The sequence below is a fragment of the Streptomyces sp. B3I8 genome (assembly GCF_030816915.1).
Classification (GTDB): Bacteria; Actinomycetota; Actinomycetes; order Streptomycetales; family Streptomycetaceae; genus Streptomyces.
This window is the reverse complement of sequence record NZ_JAUSYN010000002.1, coordinates 4,517,341-4,535,325: the sequence shown is the minus strand read 5'-3', so window position 1 is coordinate 4,535,325 and position 17,985 is coordinate 4,517,341. Positions and strand designations below refer to the sequence as shown.

Below are 17,985 nucleotides of genomic sequence, written 5' to 3'. Positions count from 1 at the left end.
TCGGCCGCATGGTCCCGGACGCCAAGTCCCGCGCTCATCAAGAGATTTGTGGCACATCGGTGACAACCCTGAGGCACCATCCGCACGTCTTAGTAGAATGATCTGAACTTGACGCGAGTTTGTCCGGCGGGTGGACCACGGACACACGGGGGTGAAAACGCGTGATCAAGCCCGAGCAGATTCCGCAGTACACGGGTGACCTGGCCGCACTGGAGCTGGCCGAACAAGGGTTGAAGACGGATGCGGGCAGTATCCGGACGACCGGTAGTGATGTGCATGCGCAGTTCCAGGGGCTGTCGGCGTACTACAAGGCTCCGGAGGCGGAGCAGTTGTTCGCGTCGACGAAGCCGGTGAAGGACCGTGCGGACGATTTCGCGACGGATCTGGAGACGGTGTCCTCGGCCCTGTCGTCCTACGCCACGGAGATCCGCCCGCTGGTGACCAAGCTGGCGGAGCTGAAGACGAAGGCGACGACGTTCGTCAACTCGGTCAAGGACGACGACGACTGGGAGTACGACGGGGACAAGGTCGAGGAGCACAACGGGATCCGGGACGACATCACGGCGACGGTCGCGGCGTTCTGGGCGGCGGAGCGCACCTGCCACAACAAGATCACGGCGGTCTTCGGCGGCACGCAGATGGTCGCGGGGGACGGCTCCGACCGCAAGGACCAGTACGGGTACAACGCGGAGGACCTGAAGAACGCGAAGCTGCCGTGGGGCGACCCGGTGGAGGAGAAGCACCACTGGTACGAGGTGGGCCACTGGGTGAAGTCGTTCGTGTGGGACGGCCTGATCGTGGACGGTGTGTGGGGCACGATCAAGGGCCTGGGCACGCTGGTCGGCTTCGGCGGCTGGGACGCGATGGGCCAGGCGTGGAAGGGCCTCGCGCAGCTCGCCACCGGCCTGGTCATCGCCTCGATCCCCGGTGTGGGCACCGCGTTCTGGTTGCTGCCCGACGACAAACTGCCCTCCTGGATCCGCGATTCGCGTACGGCGATGAAGGAGACGGGCAAGGCGCTGGTCGCGTGGGACGAGTGGGGCAAGAACCCCGCGCGTGCGGCCGGCGCGGTCACGTTCAACGTGCTGACCACCGTCTTCACGGGCGGCGCGGGCACGGCCGCCTCGGGCGCGGGCAAGGCCGGCGCGGTCGCCAAGGCCCTGTCCGTGGCCGGCAAGGCGGGCAAGATCATCGACCCGATGACGTACGTCATGAAGGGCGCGGGCGCGGGCCTGTCCAAGATCGGCGACATCAGCAAGGCGCTCAAGGGCGTCGGCAACATCGAGATCCCCAAGCTCCCGGACAACGCCTTCACCCTGCCCGAGGGCGCGACGAAACTCCCCGACGGCAGCTTCCACCTGCCCGAGGGCACGGTGGTCCCCGAGGGCACGGTCAAACTCCCCGACGGCAGCTACCAGCTCCCCGAGCACACGGTCGCCCTGCCCGAGGGCACGACCAAGCTGCCGACGGAGGCGGGCGCCCCGGCGCAGTACCTGGACCCGCACGGCAACGTGCTGGACGGCCAGGGCAACGTCGTCCACGCGGCGGACGACGCCCCGACCGACATCGTCGACAAGCCCGGCCCGGGCGAGAACGGCCCGGCGTCCGGCGCGGGCACCCCGCACACCCCGACCCCGGTCAAGCAACCCGCCCTCGTCGGCGCCGGCGCCCACACCGCGGAACACGCCGGGGAGCACATCAAGCTGGGCAGCGGCCTGGACGACAACCTCGGCGACGTCGGCCGCGTCGGCGACGACGCCACGCACACACCCGTGATCCACGCCGGCGGCGACCACCCGGTCGTCCACGCCGGTGGCGACCTCCCGGGCACCAAGGTCGGCGACCACCTGCCGGGCGGCAAGGTCGGCGACCATCTCCCCACCAACGAGCTGGACAACCCCGTCCACACCGGCCACGGCGACACCACCACCCCGGGCACCCACCACCCGGACACCCCGGGCCACGCCGACGACGTCACGACCCCGCACCACGACGGCCCGGGCGACACGACCACGCCCCACCACGGGGGCGAACCGCCGGTGGGCGGGCACGGGTTGGACGACGCGGGGAACGCGGCGGACGACGCGGCAGCCGGGTCCGGAGGCAACGGTCCCCACGTCCCGGACGCGGAGACACCTGCCCGGCCGGAGTTCATGCGCGACGGGGACAACCCCTACGGTCCCGAGGGCTCGCTCACGCCGGAGCAGATCCACGAGATCCAGGTCTACCGCGCCAACCACGAGCCCGGGTACTTCGAGCAGTTCTACAAGTCCAACGGCAACCGGAAGAACCTCGACTTCATCGACGAGAGCGGGAAGACGCCGCCCCAGTTGACGAGGCAATCGCCGAGCGACCCGTGGACAACGGTGGACAAGGCGCCGGAACCTCTGAAGCCGAACTACCTCGACGACTGGGTGAAGCAGGGCCCGGACACCGCGAGTCCGGAGGCCCTGTCCCACCTCAACGAGGCCGCCGAGACGCGCCACTACGCCATCCATCACGACAAGGCGATGGAGCACTGGAAGCACGAGGCCAACAAGGCGCACGAGGACCAGCCGACGTGGGAGACGGACGCCGATCGGGTCGAGGCGCAGGGAGCCTACCGGGAGTCGCACGTCCACATGCGGGACTCCTCCGAGGCATACGGCGAGGCCGTGGCGGAGCACCATGTCATTCCGGAGAGGTATCCCGGTGCCACCAGGGAGCCGCTGGACGGCCCCGCCAACGGCAACGACCAGTTCGACCAGGTCTACAAGCGCACGGACGGCGGCTATGTCGTCGTCGAAGCGAAGAGCAGTGTCGACACGGAGCTCGGCGCGCGTAACCTGCCGAGTGGAAAGCGGGTGTCGCAGGGAACGCGGGAATACTTCCTCGACATCATCGAGCAGATGGAAAAGCGAGGTAAGAAGAATCCCGCCGAAGCGGATCTCGCACAGAACCTGAGAGACGCCCTGGATGAGGGCAAGTTGGACTACATAGTCGTCAAGGGAGAACGTAACGCCGGCGAGTACGCTGGCTATCGGACGAGGCAGTTCGACATCACTGACAGGAGCGCTCCGTGACCACCACCATCCAACGCCACAGTTCACCAGGGCCCGACGATGAGGGTTACGCGGAGCGGCTGGGCCGGAACATGGCAAGGAACACGGCGAAGCTGGAGCGCTCACCCGCCTCGATCGACTCCATGCTCGGCACGGCCGTCCTGCACATGCAGGCCAGGTCCGCCGTCGATCCCCGCGGGGCCAGGATCGAGACGTGGGAAGCGGTCGTCACCGCGATGCAGGTCTATTCCGCACTGTTCGCGGTGACGGGTGCGGCAGAGGGGACCGTCCAATGCCGTATCGACCACGAGGTGCGCACGATTCCCGCCATCGGCCCGCGTCCCTACGCGGATGCGGGGAATTGGCTTACCGCCTTCTGGCTCGCAGTCGTCTGCCGCGATCAGAAAAGGCTGACGCAATTGTGCCAGATCCCGCTCGATCGACTGCGGTCCGAAGAAGGCGCTTATGACGAGTACGTCTACCACTGGGTCGCCGCATTGCAGGCGTACTGGCTGCAGGGCCCTGCCCTGGTGGAAGAACTGACGGCCACGATGCAGGGGTCGCATCCAGAGGTCGCGACGGGCGCCCCGCGTGATCTGCTGCAGAACATCCTGTATCCGCCGATCAACCTCTTCTACCGCTTCCTGCGCCAGGACGGCCCCGGCTTCAATCAGGCACTCGTCGAGGCCCTGGAGCTGCACAAGGCGTACTGGACCGCCGACGAGGACCGGACGGACGACCCTTCGGGCATGCTGGCCCTCGCTCCTCTCGCCGTCGCCTGCCTCGCCCACGACGGCGGCATCCCCATCGAGGTCGAGTCGGACTACCTGCCCAAGCACCTGTTGGAGCGCGGCTGGCTCGGCGAGTTCGAGATCTGAGCCGCCCCTCCTCACGGAAGGACCGCACCGTCGACCGCATCGCACGCCATGAGATCCGCCCCGGCGAGGACGCGACGGACCTCATGGCGCCCGTCATCAGAAGCGCCGAGGACGTCCTCACCCACATCGAGACTTCGGAGGACGACCGCTACGACGCTCTGCCGACCGCTCTCGCCGTCGCGAAGTGGCGCTCCGCGACGGATCCCAGGGCCGCCGAGTTCCCGAGCTGGGAGGCGTGGGTCACGGCGACGCAGGTCGGCAGCGCGCTGTTCGCCGCGGGGACGGCGGACGAAGGTCCCGTCTCGTGCCGGATCGGCAGCAGCGGCGAGGTCAAGCAGCTCCCCGTGACCGGCCCGCAGGACTATCTCCACGCCGGGAACTGGCTGACTTCCTTCTACCTGGCGGTGATCTGCCGGGAGAACGACCGGGTCAACCGGCTCGCACAGGTACCGGTCGCCTTCCTGCGTGCGTCCGGCGCCGAGTTCGACGAGTACATCTATCCCTGGGTGGAGACACTCCAGCATCTGTGGTTCGGTCGGCAGGCGGTCTGGGACACCCTCGTCACCGCCGTCGACGGCACGGACCCGCAGCGCGCCCCGATCGCCGGCCCCGAACTCATGCTGAAGATCCTCTACCCGGCCCTCGACCTCTTCCAGCGCTATCTGCGCCGCGAGCCCGAGCAGTTCAACGCGTCCCTCGTCGAGGCGCTCACCTGGCACAAGGAGTACTGGACGGCGAACGAGGCCCGCTCCCGAAGTGCTGAAGGCCTCGTCGCCCTGGGACCGCTCGCCATCGCGTGCATGGCGTACGACGCCGACATGCCGATCGACGTCGAGTCGGAGTACCTGCCGAAGGCGCTTCTGAAGCGGTCTTGGGTGGGCGAGTACGACACGTGAGGCGGCCCCCTCGGTGCCACGTCGGTGGCAGCGTGCCGACCGTGTACCCCCTCGAGATGTCGCCGCTCCCGGACGGGCCAACGAGCAAGGAAGGTGCCCGTGGCCACCACCGTCGAACGCCACGGTTCCCGTGCCTCGATGACGAGGGGTACGGACAAGAGTGTGGCGGGTGACGTACGGCGTCTCCCGACGTCCGAGCGTCTACGCGGCACCCAACTCGCACCACACGACCTTCCCCCGATTGCCCTCCGCCGACAGCGGCTGCCAGCCCCACAGGTCGGCGCAGGCCATGACCAGCGCCAGCCCGCGCCCGTCCTCCTCCAGTTCAGCCACCCGCTCCAGCGGCACGGGCGGCTCGGGCGGCGCCGGGTCGGCGTCCCACGCGCCGATCCGCAGCACCCCCTCCGAGAAGCGCAGTCGCAGCGCGGCAGGCCCCTTCGTGTGCCGTACGGCGTTGGAGATCAGCTCGGTGGCGAGGAGTTCGGCCACGTCGACGAGACGGATGAGGCCGTGCATCGTGAGGATCAGGCGGAGGGTACGGCGGCTGACGGTCACGGCACGGGGGTCGTTGGGCACGTACAGGCAGTACTCCCAGGGCTCGGGGTCCGTGCGAGGGTCGGTTTCGGGCATGCGTCGGCTCCTGTCTGCGTGGTGAAGCGGTGGAGGGGGTGTGGTCGTCGGACGGCGGTGGCCTGCCGCAGCCGTCATGGCAGGACGGTGCGGTGCGCTTCCTACGTCCCGGAATACCGTGGGTGTCCGTCGCGTCACCGACGGTAAATCTAAATGTATAGATGCGGCAAGCCACTCCCGTAACCTGTCCCCCGAAGGAGTCGCGCCTGTCGGCGCGTTGAGCCCAGGAGCGGACGAAGACATTGAGGCGCGAACCAACGGCACGCCAGTTGCGCCTGGCGACTGAGCTGCGCAGACTCCGCGAAGCCGCAGGACTGACCGCGCGGGAGGCGGCGGCACTGCTCGGGGTGAGCCCCGCCCAGATCACCCACATCGAGTCGGGACTCGCGGGTGTGAGCGAGAAGCGGCTCCGCCGCCTCGCCTCCCACTACGCCTGCACGGACGAGGAGTTCATCAGCGCCCTGGCCACGATGGCCACCGACCGGACTCACGGCTGGTGGGAGGAGTACCGCGGACTGCTACCCACGCCGTTCCTGGACCTGTCGGAGCTGGAACACCACAGCACGTTCCTGCGCGAGGTGTCCGTCGTCTTCGTTCCGGGGCTACTGCAGACCGAGGTTTACGCCCGTGCCCTCTTCTCGTCCCGGGTACCGGAACTGACCGCCGAGGAGATGGAGATGCGCGTACGGCACCGGATGGCTCGGCAGAGGTCCACCATCCCGTACACGGCTCTGATTCACGAGGCGGCACTGCGCATCAGGGTCAGCGACCGTGCGGCCTGGCGTGCCCAACTGCGCCATCTCCTGGAGCTGTCCCAGACGGAGCACATCACCCTGGGTGTCATTCCCTTCGACCTGGACGGCTTCTCCAGAGCCTCAACCACCATGACGTACGCCGGAGGCCCCGTGCCCAAGCTCGACACAGTGGTACGGGACGCGCCCCACGGCTCCGTGTTCATCGATTCGGAAGCTCAGTTGAGCGCCTACCAAACACGCTTCCGTAAGGTGGAGGCCGTATCGCTGGACCCCGTTCGCTCGAACGACTTCATCCACAAGCTGACCAAGGAGCTGTGAGGCATCCATGTCCACTCCCGGCAACTGGCGGAAGTCCTCCTACTCCGGCGAGGGAGACGGCAACGCCTGCCTCGAGATTTCGGGCTCCCCCGCCCGCACAGCCGTCCGTGACTCCAAGGCCCCGGCTCGCGCCATCCTCACGTTCCCCACTGCCGCCTTCACCGCCTTCGTCGACGCACTCAAGGGCACCGGTCAGGGTCTCGCTCGGGTGTCGGGCGAGGGCTGAGCGGTTGTGGGAGCAATCGGGGGACGCCGAGGCGTCGTTGTCGCGCTGTGGTGCGGGCTCGCCGCGCTGTTGCTCGGGGCGTGCGGGACGCAGCGGGCGGGGGGTTCGGTGGCGTCGCCGTCGGCGGAGCCGATTCCGTGGACGACGATGCAGCCCTCCGGCGTCACCGGGGTCCGTCTCGGTACCGATGGGCGCACGCTGCTCGTGGACACGCGGGTGCCCAGCGGTGCGGACGCGTGCGTGCGGGGGCTGAAGGCCGTGCTCACCGATCCGATGACGGATCTCGCACGGGTGCAGCTCACGTTCGTCTCCCCGTCCGGGGACCGGGCCTCCGGGTGCACGAAGGAGCGTGAGGCGACGGCGAAGGTCAAGCTGCCCGAGCCACTGGGCGACCGGGACGTCGTCGTCGACAACTACACCCGCTTCACTCTCGACGGCGCCCGTCCGCCCGCCCTGCGGCTGTGCGGCGAGCTGGGCTGCACGCCGCCGGCGACCGGCTGTACCGCCGCCTCCTACGAGCAGGCGCTGCGGGCGGTCGACGCGCCCGAGCACACGTACCGGGACTCCGAGCAGTGCGACGGCAAGTGGCTGGTGCTGGACTTCTCCTGGCGCACGGGACCGGCCTGTGCCGGTTCGACGGAGCCGGGCTGCTCCTCCCGGCTGGGCGACCGCTGGTTCTACCGCGCGAAGAAGTCGGGCTGGGATCCCTTCTTCCGGACCGCGTCCGGAGGCTGCCGGGCCGTGCGGCGCGCGGAGCCGGATTTCCCGGCCCGGCTGTGCGCGTCGCTCGCTCCCCTGCCCTCCCGGTGAGCGCAGGGGTCAGCCGGCCGGCGCTTCGGACCGCGCCGGGCGCAGGACGACGTCGTAGGTGAGGGAGCGGTAGGGGCGGTCGAGGCCGTGGGCGCGGTAGTCGTCGGGGGCGTCGTGGACGACCGTCGTCCTGACGGTGGAGGCGGGGACGGGACCTTCGAGGGTGCCCTCGGCGAGCGGGTCGCCGTCGAAGTAGATCTGCGTGGTCAGCGGCAGGCAGCCCTCGGCGGTGACGATCGCGTGGATGTGCACGGGGCGCACGCCGGGCAGTCGCAGGGCCTCCGCCAGTTCGGTCAGCGGGCTGTCCGGCGCGAAGCCGAAGGTCTCGACACCGGGCATCACGGTGCGGAACTCGTAGTGTCCGCCCGCGTCGGTGACCACCCTGGCCCGGAGGTTGTGGGCGGGGATGCCGGAAGAATCGTTGGGGATGTTCAGTGGAAGGAAGTCGCGGGTGTCGACCCCCGAATAGAGGTTGTCCGCGTCGATCTGCCAGACGTCGAGGACCGCGCCGGACAGCGGGGCGCCGGTGGTGGTGCGGACGGTGCCGGAGACGAGGAGGGGTTCGCCCGGTTCGTCGGGGCGCATGGGAAGCACGGCGGGGCTGGGCAGTTCGGGGGAGCCGGGGAGGTGGGCGGGGCCCTCCATCTCCCAGGGGCTCGCGCCGTCCGTCTCCGGGTGGGCGTAGCCGGCGCCCTCGGTGGCCTGGAGGGCGCTCTTGAGGAACAGGACGCTGGTGAAGGGCAGTTCACCGGCGTCGGCGACGCGCCGCAGCCAGTCGACGGCGGCGAACAGTTCCTCGGGGGTGACCCGGTGCCGCAGGATGACGTCGTCGACGGCGCGGCGCAGGTCGGCGAGGACGACCTGTAAGCGGCTCTCGGGGGGCTTGTTCATGTGCGGGCACTCCTTCGCTTCGGACTTCGGCGGATACGGCGGTCCCGGAGCGGCACGCGCTTCGGCGGGCCGTCAGCGGCGGATGCCGGCGACGAGTTCCTCCCAGTTGCGGAAGGCGATGCGCTCCCGGTCGGCGTCGCTCACCGGCGCGGTGTCGAGGAAGCGCCGGGCGGAGCCGTCGCGCTCCCGGTTGAACGGGTAGTCGGTGGCGTACATGATCCGTTCGGCGCCCACCGTCTCCAGGCTCCAGCGCAGGTACCGGTGGCTGGAGATGCCGCCGGGTGTGATGAAGACGTTGGTGCGGAAGTACTCGGCGACCGGCCGCTGGAGATGCGCGACCTGGTCCAGGACGGCGATGCGGTCGAGGTAGAACAGGACGACCTCGCCCCAGTGTCCGAGGATGACCTGGAGGTCGGGGAAGCGGTCGAACAGCCCGGAGACGATCATCCGCAGGAGCGTCAGTCCGGCGTCGTAGTGCCAGCCCACCGCCCCGGTCGCCAGCAGGCTGTCCACGGGCTCGGTGAACCCGCTGTAGTAGGCCTGTTCGACGGCGGGGAGCGGGGCCCGGGGGTGGAGGTAGAGGGGGGCGCGCAGCTCCGCGGCCGCCTCGTACACGTCCCAGAACTCGGTCGCGTCGACGCCCCGGTCGCCCGAGCGGGCGTTGACCATGGCGCCGTCGAAGCCGAGTCCGGTCACCGCGCGGCGCAGTTCGGCGGCGGCGGCCGCGGGGGCGGGGGTGGCGAGCGTCGCGAAGGCCGCGAAGCGCCCGGGGTGGCGGGCCACGGCGGCCGCGAGGGCGTCGTTGGTGGGGCCCTGCAGGGCGACGGCCTCGGCGGCGGGCAGGTTCTGCAGACCCGGCGTCGTCATGGACAGGACGGCGGTGTCGATGCCGGCGTCGTCCATGGCGGCCAGCCGGCCGTCGTCGAGGTCGAGCAGCGCCGGCGTGATGCCGCCGGACACGGCCCATTTCATCATCGGTTCCGCGAGCCGCGGATCCTGCCGCCGCCATGCCTCGATCACGGCGGCGGTGGCCATGTGCTCTTCCAGTGCGTAGACCCTCATCGACGGGGTTTCCTCGGCTGTGGGGGGCGTGACGGGGCAGGCCCCGCGGGAGTGGGCCGCCGGCGGCCGGGCGGGTACGCGCGGGCTCCGGCGGTCCACCGGGGTGGTGGGCGGGGCCGCGTCAGTTCCGGACGGTCTTCAGGGCGCCGGCCCAGGACTCCAGCTGCTCGAACATGACCTCGGCCACGCCGTCGTGGTGCGCGGCCGGGGTGAACACGGAGTAGTTCTCGAAGTCGGTGAGCAGCGAGAACGACAGCTGCTGGCGCACGTGGGCGAGCTGCACCTCGCTCGCGATGCCCCGCAGGTGCTCGATCGCCCGCGCCCCGCCGAGCCCGCCGTAGGCGACGAAGGCGGCGGCCTTGTTGTTCCACTCGCCGTACAGGTAGTCGATCGCGTTCTTCAGCACGCCCGTGATGGAGTGGTTGTACTCGGGGGTGATGAAGACGTACCCGTCGAAGCGGTCGATCAGGGCCGCCCAGGCCTTGGTGTGCTCGCCCGCGTAGGCGCCCCGGGCCGCGGGGATCGCCTCGTCGAGGTGGGGCAGCGGGTGGTCGGCCAGGTCGATCAGTTCGTACTCGGCGCCCTTGCGCTCCTTCGCCTTGGCCATCACCCAGTCCGCGACGGCCTTGCCGTTACGGCCGGGGCGGGTGCTGCCCAGGATGACGCCGATCTTCAAGTCACTGCTCATGGGTGCTTCCTCCGGCATTGCCTCATCGAATCACTTGAATTTTCATGTGTGACCCTAGCCCCTTCTCGCGTGAATATTCAAGTGCTTCTGGCGGGTGCTTGACCCTAGACTGTGCGCATGCCTGCTGCAGGGGAGGACGAAAAAGCCGAAACCCGGTGGCTCACCACCGACCAGCTCGCGGCGTGGCGTGCGTTCATGCACATGGCCCAGCAGCTCCCCACCGCTCTCGAGTGCCGGCTCCAGCGGGACTCACGGCTCAGTTTCCTCGAGTACTACGTCCTGGCGATCCTGTCCGAGCAGCCCGCGCACCGGATGCGCATGAGCGCGCTCGCATCCCAGGCCAACGCGGAGCTCTCCCGGCTGTCGCACCTGGTCAGCCGGCTCGAGAAGCGCGGCATTCTGCGCCGCGCGCCCGATCCGGACGACGGGCGCTACACGCATGTCGTCCTCACCGACGCCGGTCACGAGCACCTGGTCGCGGCGGCACCAGGGCATGTGGCCTGGGTGCGCGAGCTGTTCGTCGAGGCGCTGGACCCGGAGGAACTGCGGGTGTTGCGCCGGTGCGCCGAGAAGGTCGTCGCCCGGATCGGGGACGCCCCGGAGCCGGGCGGGAAGGCCGCCGGCGGGAGGACCGTCGCGGACCGGTGCTGACCCCGGTCGGGGCAGTCGGCCAGGACGGCTCGGCGCGGCCGCCGGTCGGGGCAGGCGAGCGGGGGACCGCTCGGAACAGCGGTTCAGGGCAGGTGGCCGTAGACGGCCCGGACGTACGCGGTGCCGCGTCGGAGCCGAGGACGCCGGGGGCCGACATCCGGTTCAACAGGCTCGACGGCACCTAGAACAGGCTCAGCAGTGCCTCCGCCGGGTCGGTGAGGGTCGCGTCACCGCCGGGGAGCGGGAGTTCGAACCAGACGGTCTTGCCGCGGGGGGTGCGGCGGGAGCCCCAGGCCGCGCTGAGCAGGCCGACCAGTTGCAGGCCACGGCCGCCCTCGTCCGTGTCGCGGGCGCGGCGACGGCGCGGCTGGACCAGGCCCGCGTCCCAGACCTCGCAGACCATCGTGCGGTCGAGCAGCAGGCGCAGGCGGATCTCGCCCTCGCCGTAGCGCAGCGCGTTGGTGACCAACTCGCTGACGAGCAGTTCGGCGGTGTCCACCAGCGGTTCCAGGCCCCAGGACTGGAGCTGGGCACGGGCGTACTCGCGGGCGCGGCCGACGCTGCGCGGTTCGCGCGGCAGCGTCCAGTCGCCGACGGAGTCCGCCGGCAGACCTTGCACACGCGCCATCAGCAGCGCGATGTCGTCCTCGCCGTGGTGGGTGTCCAGGGTGCTGAGGACGTGGTCGCAGACGTCCTCCAGCGGCTGCGAGGGGTCGGTGAGGGCGCCGACGAACGCCTGCAGGCCCTCGTCCAGGGGATGGTCGCGGGATTCGACGAGGCCGTCCGTGTAGAGGGCGAGGAGGGAGCCCTCGGGCAGTTCGACCTCCACCTCCTCGAACGGCTCGCCGCCCACGCCGAGCGGCATGCCCGGCGGCACGTCGAGCATCAGCGCGCTCTCACCGGGCTCCACGAGGACGGGCGGGAGGTGGCCGGCGTTGGCGAAGGTGCAGCGCCGGGTCACCGAGTCGTAGACGGCGTACACGCACGTCGCCAGGTACACCTCGGACAGGTCGGCGTCGCGCGGCTTGCGGGCGGCGGTGCGGGTGGCCTGCGTGACACCGCCGGGCGCGCCGAGGCCGCGGGCGATCTCGTCCAGCTGGCTGAGCACCTCGGCCGGTTCGATGTCGAGCTGGGCCAGCGTGCGGACCGCGGTACGGAGTTCGCCCATCGCGACGGCGGCGCGCAGTCCGCGACCCATGACGTCACCGACGACCAACGCGGTGCGGTGGCCCGGAAGTTCGATGACGTCGAACCAGTCGCCGCCCACCTCGGTGGCCGCGTTGCCCGGCAGGTAGCGGCAGGCGATGTCCAGGCCGGAGGCCTCCGGGTCGCCCGGGGGCAGCAGCGAGCGCTGGAGGATCAGGGCGCGTTCGTGCTCGCGGCGGTAGAGGCGGGCGTTGTCGATACAGACGGCGGCGCGCGCGGCGAGTTCGACGGCGAGCGCGCTGTCGCGTTCGCCGAACGGCTCGCTGCCCTTCGTACGGGAGAACTGGGCGAGCCCCACGACGGTGTCGTGCGCGACCATCGGCACGGCGAGCGTGGACTGTATCGGGCTGCCCTCCTGCGGGGCCACGCTCTTGGGGCGGCCGGTGCGCAGGGCGTCGGCGCAGGGCGAGTTGAACGGGTAGTGGTGGACGCCGCCGACGGCGACGGGGGCCGGACCGCCGGTGAACGGGGCGCCGGCGACCGCGCTGGCGGAGGCGACGCGGCGCAGTTCGGCACTGCCGTCGGCGAGGCCGGGCGGGGTCTCGTCGCCGGCGAGCAGCCCCTGGTAGAGGTCGACGACGGCGAGGTCGCAGAAGCCGGGGACCACCACGTCGAGCAGTTCGCGCGCGGTGGTCTCCAGGTCCAGGGAGTTGCCGATGCGGGCGCCCGCCTCGTTCAGCAGGGCGAGGTTGCGGCGGGCGGCGGCGGCCTCGCGGGCGGCGGCGCGGCGGGCGGTGATGTCGAGGGCCAGCCAGGCGACGCCGATGGGACGGCCGCTGCCGCTGTGCACGCGGTAGAGGTTGACGGACCAGTGCCGGCGCTGGTCGGAGCCGGGGACGTAGCCGGTGATGTGCATGTCCGTGATGGACTCGCCGGTGTCCAGCACGCGGCGCAGCGTCGCCCGGACCCGGTCGGCCTCCGGGCCGAGCAGGTAGTCGTGGACCGTACGGCCGCGGTGGTCCTCGGTGGTGCCGCCGAACGTGGAGGCGAACCGCTTGTTGGCGCGGCGGATCCGCAGGTCGGGGTCGATCAGCAGGAAACCGAAGGGGGATTGGCCGAAAATCGACTGCGAGGCGGCGAGGTCGGTCTCGATGCTGCGCAGGGTGTGGACGTCCACGACGATGCAGACGGCGGCCCGGCGGCCGTTCTCCGTCGTGGTGGGCATCACATAGACCTCGGCCAGGCCGTCGGCGACGTCTTCGGTGCGCTCCGGACCGCCCTGGCGGCCGGTGCCTTCGGTGGCGCGGGTGGTGCCGTCGGGGTGCTCGGCGCGTTCGGTGGCTGCTGCGCTTGCGGTGTTTCCGGTGCGCCCGGTGCTCCTGGCGCGGAAGGGGATGAGCCCCGTCCACTCCCGCCCGTCGAGGATTTCGGCCATCTTGCGACGGCCGCGCTCGCGCAGATCGGGGTCGACGAAGGCCTCGATGGGGTCCATGCCGATGGCCCGCTCGGCGGGGATTCCGAAGATCTGCTCGGCACGCAGACTCCACTGCTCCACGAGCCCGTCGGGGCCGACGGAGAAGGACGCGACCTTGATGTAGTCGTAGAGGGACCCGGGCGGATTGCTCTGCCAGTGCCCGGGATCGGTGGGAGCCACGGCGAGCGCGCGCCGGTCCAGGGGGGCGTCGGTGCGGCGGTCGTCGCGGGGGACCCCGGTACGGCGGTCGCCCCGGGAGGCCCCGGCGCGGGGGTGGTCGTCGCGGGAGGCCCCGGCGCGGGGGTGGTCGTCGCGGGAGGCCCCGGCACGGCGGTCGTCGCGGGAGGCCCCGGCACGGCGGTCGTCGCGAGGGGCGTCGGAGTCACCGCCGGGGCGCGGCGCACCGGCGTCGCGCGCGTGACGCTCGTCACGGTCGTCGCGCTCGTTCCAGGCGCCCCGGGCGTCACGCTCGCTCCGGGCGTCCCCGGAGTTCCCGTGACCGCTCGTCGCCTCGCGCGTCGTGCGGGCGTCCTCGGCGGGAGCCGCGGCGGCGCGCCGGGACGCGTCGGCCGCGACCCGCGCCCACGCCCGCGCGTCGTCCGACGGGCCCTCGGGGCCCGTGGCCCTCGCTGGTATCTCGCTCACGCGAACCGTCCCCTCCAGCTCACCGCGTCCGGCACCGGTCACCGGGGGCGGCTGCCCGCAGTATCCAGCACTACGGCGCCGCACAACACGGTGTTCACGATCACAGCACGGTCCCGATGGTTTTTGGACCGGCCGCGACATACTCCCAGTCTTCTAACCAGGTGGCGCCCCGTCGAACCCCGTAGTTCCTGTGCGCCGACGGACATGAACCGGCCGTGACCCGTGCGCCCCGGAGCCGCCCCCCGGGTGGAACGCGTCCCGGCCGGGGGCGTCGGCCGGGCGCACACCGCGATACGAGCCGGCCTGCGCGCCGGTCCTTCGGCCGGGATGTGCGTCGGCACGGCGGCCGGGACGCACGCCGATATCCCTTCAGGGAATCGCGAGTTCGAACCAGACGGTCTTGCCCGAGACCCCCGGGCGGGTGCCCCAGCGCCGGGCGGAGGAGGCGACCAGTCGGAGGCCGCGGCCGCTCTCCTCGTCGAGTCCCGCAGTGCGCTCCCGGGGCAGGTCGGGCAGCGGGTCCGAGACCTCGACCAGGAGCCCGGGGGCCGTCCCGGAGGACCGTACGAGCCGTACGCCGATGGGTCCGCTGGCGTGCCGCAGGGAATTGGTGACCAGTTCGCTCACGAGGAGCGCGGCGACGTCGACGAGATCGTCGAGACCCCAGGCGCGCAACTGCCCCCGCACGACGGCACGGGCATCGCGGACCGAGCCGGGGTCCGCGGGGAACGTCCACTCGGCGCAGTCGCCTCCGGTCTCGAGCACGCCGATCACTTCCCAGGCCAGGAGCCCACCCATGTCCGGTTTCGTGGGGTTACTGGGCACATACCCGATATCAGGGAGGCCGTACCGCGCACGCGGGCGCACTGTGGCACGAACGGCGTACCCGGCGCCGGCCTCTGACGCCCCCCGATTCCCACGCGCCTCCGGTGACACGTACGCCCGGCCACGCCACGCGCGCGCCCACCGGTGCGCCGGGCGAGGGCCCCCGCCCGTCCGCTCATTCCCCCCGGACGGGCGCCTTGTTGACGTCGTCCCGCGCGGGGCGGGCGGCATGCACGGCCGGGACGTCCTGGTCGAGCCAGTGGACGTCCCAGATCTCGTCGGGACCGAGCCAGCGCAGCCGGTCGTGATCCTCCAGCGGTTCGGGGGTGCCGGACACGAGACGGGCGGTCCACACGCGCAGGACGTAACCGGGCTTCAGCGGCCACTCCCCCGGCACGCGCGACACCGGTTCGGCGTCGACGCCGAGTTCCTCGCGGAGTTCACGGACGAGGGCGCGCTCGGGCGACTCACCCGGTTCGACCTTGCCGCCGGGGAGTTCCCAGCGACCGGCGAGATCGGGGGGTGCGCTGCGGCGGGCGGCGAGGAGGCGACCGGCGTCGTCCACGAGGGCGGCCGCGACCACGAGGATGGGTGGGGTCATGGGCCGGAGCCTACGGTCGGCGCACGTGAGCGCACCACGACCGGCCGGGACCACCCGGGGTCGACGCGGTCAGGACGTGTTGGCGGCGTCCTCGTCCAGGCATTCGACCCAGTAGAGCTGCTCGTGACCGGGGCTGCCGAGGCTGTCGGCGATCTTCTGGGCCTCGGCCCGGGTCGCATAGCGGCCGACGCCGTAGCGATTGCCGTTGTCGTCCCGGCGCACGACGAGCCAGGGGAGCGTCACCGTGCTCTCGTTCATCCCGCCCCCTCCCGACGAAACCGCACTCCGCATATGCCCGAGCGTACGCCCAACCTTTACTCAGCGAATACGGTTTCTCACGACGAGGCAGGCCGGGACCCGTGCCAATTGGCCATGACGAAGCCATGGCGGAGGGGACGAGGGAGGCTGAATGCGCCGTTGAGTGCGCCCCCAGCAGCACGAAGCGAGCGGGAGCGCTCCGTGCGAGAACGTCCGGTTTCTTGTGCCCGTACGGGCGCGCCGCCCCGGCGCGCCCGTACGTCGTGGCCCGTCCGTCGTGGCCCGTCCGTCGTGGCCCGTCCGTCGTGGCCCGCACGGCGCACCCGTCCGGTGCCCGTGCGCGGCACCGCCACCGCGGGGGGCGGCTGCGGACTGCGGGCCGCAGGCTCCGGGCCGCAGGCCGACGGCCGCGGGTTGGCGGGCTGCGGGCTGCGGGCTGCGGGCTGCGGGCCAACAGCCGCGGGCTTCGACCCAACGGCCGCGGGTTGCGGGCCGACGGCCGCGGGCGCACATGGTGGCGCGGCGCGTCAGGGACTCGCGGGTGCCGTGCCGGGGCCGGCTACCGCACCGGCAGGTGGTACGACGCCCGGTAGCGGTCCGCGGGGATGATCAAATCGGCCGTCTCCACCGGCCGGCCCGACGCGTAGAACGTGCGCTGGATGACCAGCACCACATGCCCCGGCACTCCCCCCAGCGCCTGCAGTTCCTCGGCCTGCCCCGGGCGTGCCCCCACTTCCTCCGTGACGTTGTCCACGACGACGTCGATCGCGGCCATCCGCTCCACGACCCCCATCCCACCGAGCGGCCCCTCCTCCGGCAGCATCACCGGCGTACGCCCGGTCAGTTCGAGCGGCTCCCAGGACGTGGAGAGCATCATCGCCTCGCCCGCCTCCCGGAACACGTACGCCGTACGCATCACCCGGTCCCCCGTCCGCAGGCCGAGCCGCTCGGCGATCGCCGCGCCCGCCTCCGCCTGCTCGCTGCGCGACTCCCAGGTGCCGTGCGCCGCCGCGTCGGCCTGTTCCTGGCGGAAGGGCGTGGCCCCGTCCCCCGGGCGGTAGCCGGAGCGCGCGACGCGGCGCGGGACCGGCCGCTCCCGTACGTAGGTGCCGGACCCGGAGCGGCCCTCGACCAGCCCCTCGGCCATGAGCACCTTGCGCGCCTCCAGCGCGACCGTGTCCGAGACCCGGTACTCCTCGCGGATGCGGGCCTGGGAGGGGAGGCGGGTGTGCGGTGGCAGCGAGCCGTCGACGATCTTCTTGCGGAGATCACCCGCAACGCGCAGATACGCGGGCTGCTCACCGAATGTCACTGGCCACTCCCCTCAGGTTGTACAGACAGCGACAGAGTGGCAACCGCGAGTTGCGCCGCGCAAGTAAAGGCCAAAGAATCACTCGATGTGATGACTTATCCCTTACGGGGCCTTTACCCAGGTACTCCCTCCCCGTTATAAGCAGCGCCGACACCGCTCGAACTGTTACTACGGCGCCGCATGACCAGGCCGTTCATCCGGGGGTCCGGCCGGCTCGAATCAACTCGGGCACATGGTCGAATTTTCGACATCCACTCGGATCCACCGTGCCACCTGCCGCCCCGGCCGAGCAGTGACGATCGCGTTCACCATGGCCACCGGCACCGAGTACGACCTGGTGCGGTTCAACCGTGAGCGCGCCTGGCTGCCGCTGCGCGGCCCACCCCGGAGGCCTTCGCGTACGGGGTGCCGGTGGCCAGTACGACGATCGGCGCGGAGGGCCTCGACGTCGTCGCAGGGAGGCACCTCGCCCTCGCCGACGGCGCGGAGGAGCCGGCGCGGGCCTGCGCGGAACTGCTCACCGACCGGTCCCGCCGCACGGCGCTCGCGACCACCGGCGGCCGGCTGCACGCCGAGCGCCATCTGCCCGAGCGCCATCTGCCCGAGCACGCGGCGGCCCGGGTCCGGGAGGCGGCGCGACGGGCGGTCGCGAGGTAGACACCGCGACCGCCGCCCCCCGCGGCGCGGCGGGGGCGTCTCCCGGGGAACGTACGCCCCACGACATCACTCTTCGTGGGTAAGTAGCATGTTCGAACTCACAGCGCGCACAAATGACCGACTTATGCACAGGTATCTGTGCACTCCTGCCAACAGGCGCTCCAAATCCCCACTTTCCCCCGTTCCCGGACAAACAGGTCAACCACGTGAACCGCATATCA

17 protein-coding genes are annotated in these 17,985 nt (G+C 71.2%); 8 read left to right on the top strand and 9 right to left on the bottom strand.

The window, feature by feature from the left end; all coding sequences use genetic code 11:
- The first annotated feature begins 161 nt into the window (after nt 1–161).
- The 3 genes from QFZ64_RS22400 (at nt 162) to QFZ64_RS22390 (ending at nt 4,815) form a co-directional block, all read left to right on the top strand.
- The gene (locus QFZ64_RS22400; protein ID WP_307068447.1) at nt 162–3,062 is read left to right on the top strand and encodes a hypothetical protein; all 2,901 of its coding nucleotides are present in this window, start codon (nt 162–164) and stop codon (nt 3,060–3,062) included.
- Entirely contained in the window at nt 3,059–3,919 is an 861-nt protein-coding gene (locus tag QFZ64_RS22395; RefSeq protein WP_307068445.1) for an immunity 49 family protein, read from the top strand. The genes QFZ64_RS22400 and QFZ64_RS22395 overlap by 4 nt, the downstream gene beginning before the upstream one ends.
- Nucleotides 3,920–4,002: 83 nt before the next feature.
- Entirely contained in the window at nt 4,003–4,815 is an 813-nt protein-coding gene (locus tag QFZ64_RS22390) for an immunity 49 family protein (RefSeq protein ID WP_307068443.1), read from the top strand.
- Between the two features lie 201 nt (nt 4,816–5,016).
- Here QFZ64_RS22390 and QFZ64_RS22385 read toward each other — a convergent pair whose 3' ends face one another.
- Nucleotides 5,017–5,445 carry an ATP-binding protein gene (locus QFZ64_RS22385; protein WP_307068441.1) on the bottom strand — a complete coding sequence of 143 codons (429 nt, stop codon included), beginning with the start codon at nt 5,443–5,445 and terminating at the stop codon, nt 5,017–5,019.
- A 242-nt stretch (nt 5,446–5,687) separates the two neighbouring features.
- Here QFZ64_RS22385 and QFZ64_RS22380 point away from each other — a divergent pair, with 242 nt between their 5' ends.
- The 3 genes from QFZ64_RS22380 to QFZ64_RS22370 all read left to right on the top strand — a co-directional run bounded on the left by QFZ64_RS22380 (nt 5,688) and on the right by QFZ64_RS22370 (nt 7,554).
- On the top strand, nt 5,688–6,518 hold the full coding sequence (locus QFZ64_RS22380; RefSeq protein ID WP_307068439.1) for a helix-turn-helix transcriptional regulator: 831 nt from the start codon (nt 5,688–5,690) through the stop codon (nt 6,516–6,518).
- Nucleotides 6,519–6,525: 7 nt separating this feature from the next.
- A complete protein-coding gene (locus QFZ64_RS22375; RefSeq protein ID WP_307068436.1) occupies nt 6,526–6,744 on the top strand; it encodes a DUF397 domain-containing protein in 219 nt (72 codons plus the stop codon).
- A 147-nt stretch (nt 6,745–6,891) separates the two neighbouring features.
- Complete coding sequence (locus tag QFZ64_RS22370; protein WP_307068434.1) at nt 6,892–7,554, top strand: hypothetical protein; 663 nt, start codon at nt 6,892–6,894, stop codon at nt 7,552–7,554.
- Nucleotides 7,555–7,563: 9 nt separating this feature from the next.
- Here QFZ64_RS22370 and QFZ64_RS22365 read toward each other — a convergent pair whose 3' ends face one another.
- From QFZ64_RS22365 to QFZ64_RS22355, 3 genes are all read right to left on the bottom strand, one after another.
- Complete coding sequence (locus tag QFZ64_RS22365) at nt 7,564–8,445, bottom strand: catechol 1,2-dioxygenase (protein WP_307068432.1); 882 nt, start codon at nt 8,443–8,445, stop codon at nt 7,564–7,566.
- A 72-nt stretch (nt 8,446–8,517) separates the two neighbouring features.
- Nucleotides 8,518–9,507 (bottom strand): amidohydrolase family protein, encoded by a 990-nt coding sequence (locus tag QFZ64_RS22360; protein WP_307068430.1) that lies wholly within the window; start codon nt 9,505–9,507, stop codon nt 8,518–8,520.
- Nucleotides 9,508–9,628: 121 nt separating this feature from the next.
- Complete coding sequence (locus QFZ64_RS22355; RefSeq protein WP_307068428.1) at nt 9,629–10,195, bottom strand: NADPH-dependent FMN reductase; 567 nt, start codon at nt 10,193–10,195, stop codon at nt 9,629–9,631.
- 117 nt (nt 10,196–10,312) lie between these two features.
- On the opposite strand from QFZ64_RS22355, the gene QFZ64_RS22350 reads away from it, so the two are divergent.
- A complete protein-coding gene (locus tag QFZ64_RS22350) occupies nt 10,313–10,846 on the top strand; it encodes a MarR family winged helix-turn-helix transcriptional regulator (protein WP_307068426.1) in 534 nt (177 codons plus the stop codon).
- A 181-nt stretch (nt 10,847–11,027) separates the two neighbouring features.
- Here the strand turns inward: QFZ64_RS22350 and QFZ64_RS22345 are convergent, their stop codons facing one another.
- From QFZ64_RS22345 to QFZ64_RS22325, 5 genes are all read right to left on the bottom strand, one after another.
- The gene (locus QFZ64_RS22345; RefSeq protein WP_373430646.1) at nt 11,028–14,111 is read right to left on the bottom strand and encodes a SpoIIE family protein phosphatase; all 3,084 of its coding nucleotides are present in this window, start codon (nt 14,109–14,111) and stop codon (nt 11,028–11,030) included.
- A 369-nt stretch (nt 14,112–14,480) separates the two neighbouring features.
- Nucleotides 14,481–14,909, bottom strand: a complete 429-nt coding sequence (locus QFZ64_RS22340) for an ATP-binding protein (protein WP_307068421.1) — start codon at nt 14,907–14,909, stop codon at nt 14,481–14,483.
- Between the two features lie 202 nt (nt 14,910–15,111).
- On the bottom strand, nt 15,112–15,537 hold the full coding sequence (locus tag QFZ64_RS22335; protein ID WP_307068419.1) for a (deoxy)nucleoside triphosphate pyrophosphohydrolase: 426 nt from the start codon (nt 15,535–15,537) through the stop codon (nt 15,112–15,114).
- Between the two features lie 69 nt (nt 15,538–15,606).
- Nucleotides 15,607–15,795: an SPOR domain-containing protein gene (locus QFZ64_RS22330; RefSeq protein ID WP_307068417.1), complete on the bottom strand. Its 189-nt coding sequence runs from the start codon at nt 15,793–15,795 to the stop codon at nt 15,607–15,609.
- A gap of 559 nt (nt 15,796–16,354) precedes the next feature.
- Complete coding sequence (locus tag QFZ64_RS22325) at nt 16,355–17,107, bottom strand: GntR family transcriptional regulator (RefSeq protein ID WP_307068415.1); 753 nt, start codon at nt 17,105–17,107, stop codon at nt 16,355–16,357.
- A gap of 411 nt (nt 17,108–17,518) precedes the next feature.
- Here QFZ64_RS22325 and QFZ64_RS22320 point away from each other — a divergent pair, with 411 nt between their 5' ends.
- Nucleotides 17,519–17,764: a hypothetical protein gene (locus tag QFZ64_RS22320; RefSeq protein ID WP_307068413.1), complete on the top strand. Its 246-nt coding sequence runs from the start codon at nt 17,519–17,521 to the stop codon at nt 17,762–17,764.
- The last annotated feature ends 221 nt before the right edge of the window (nt 17,765–17,985 follow it).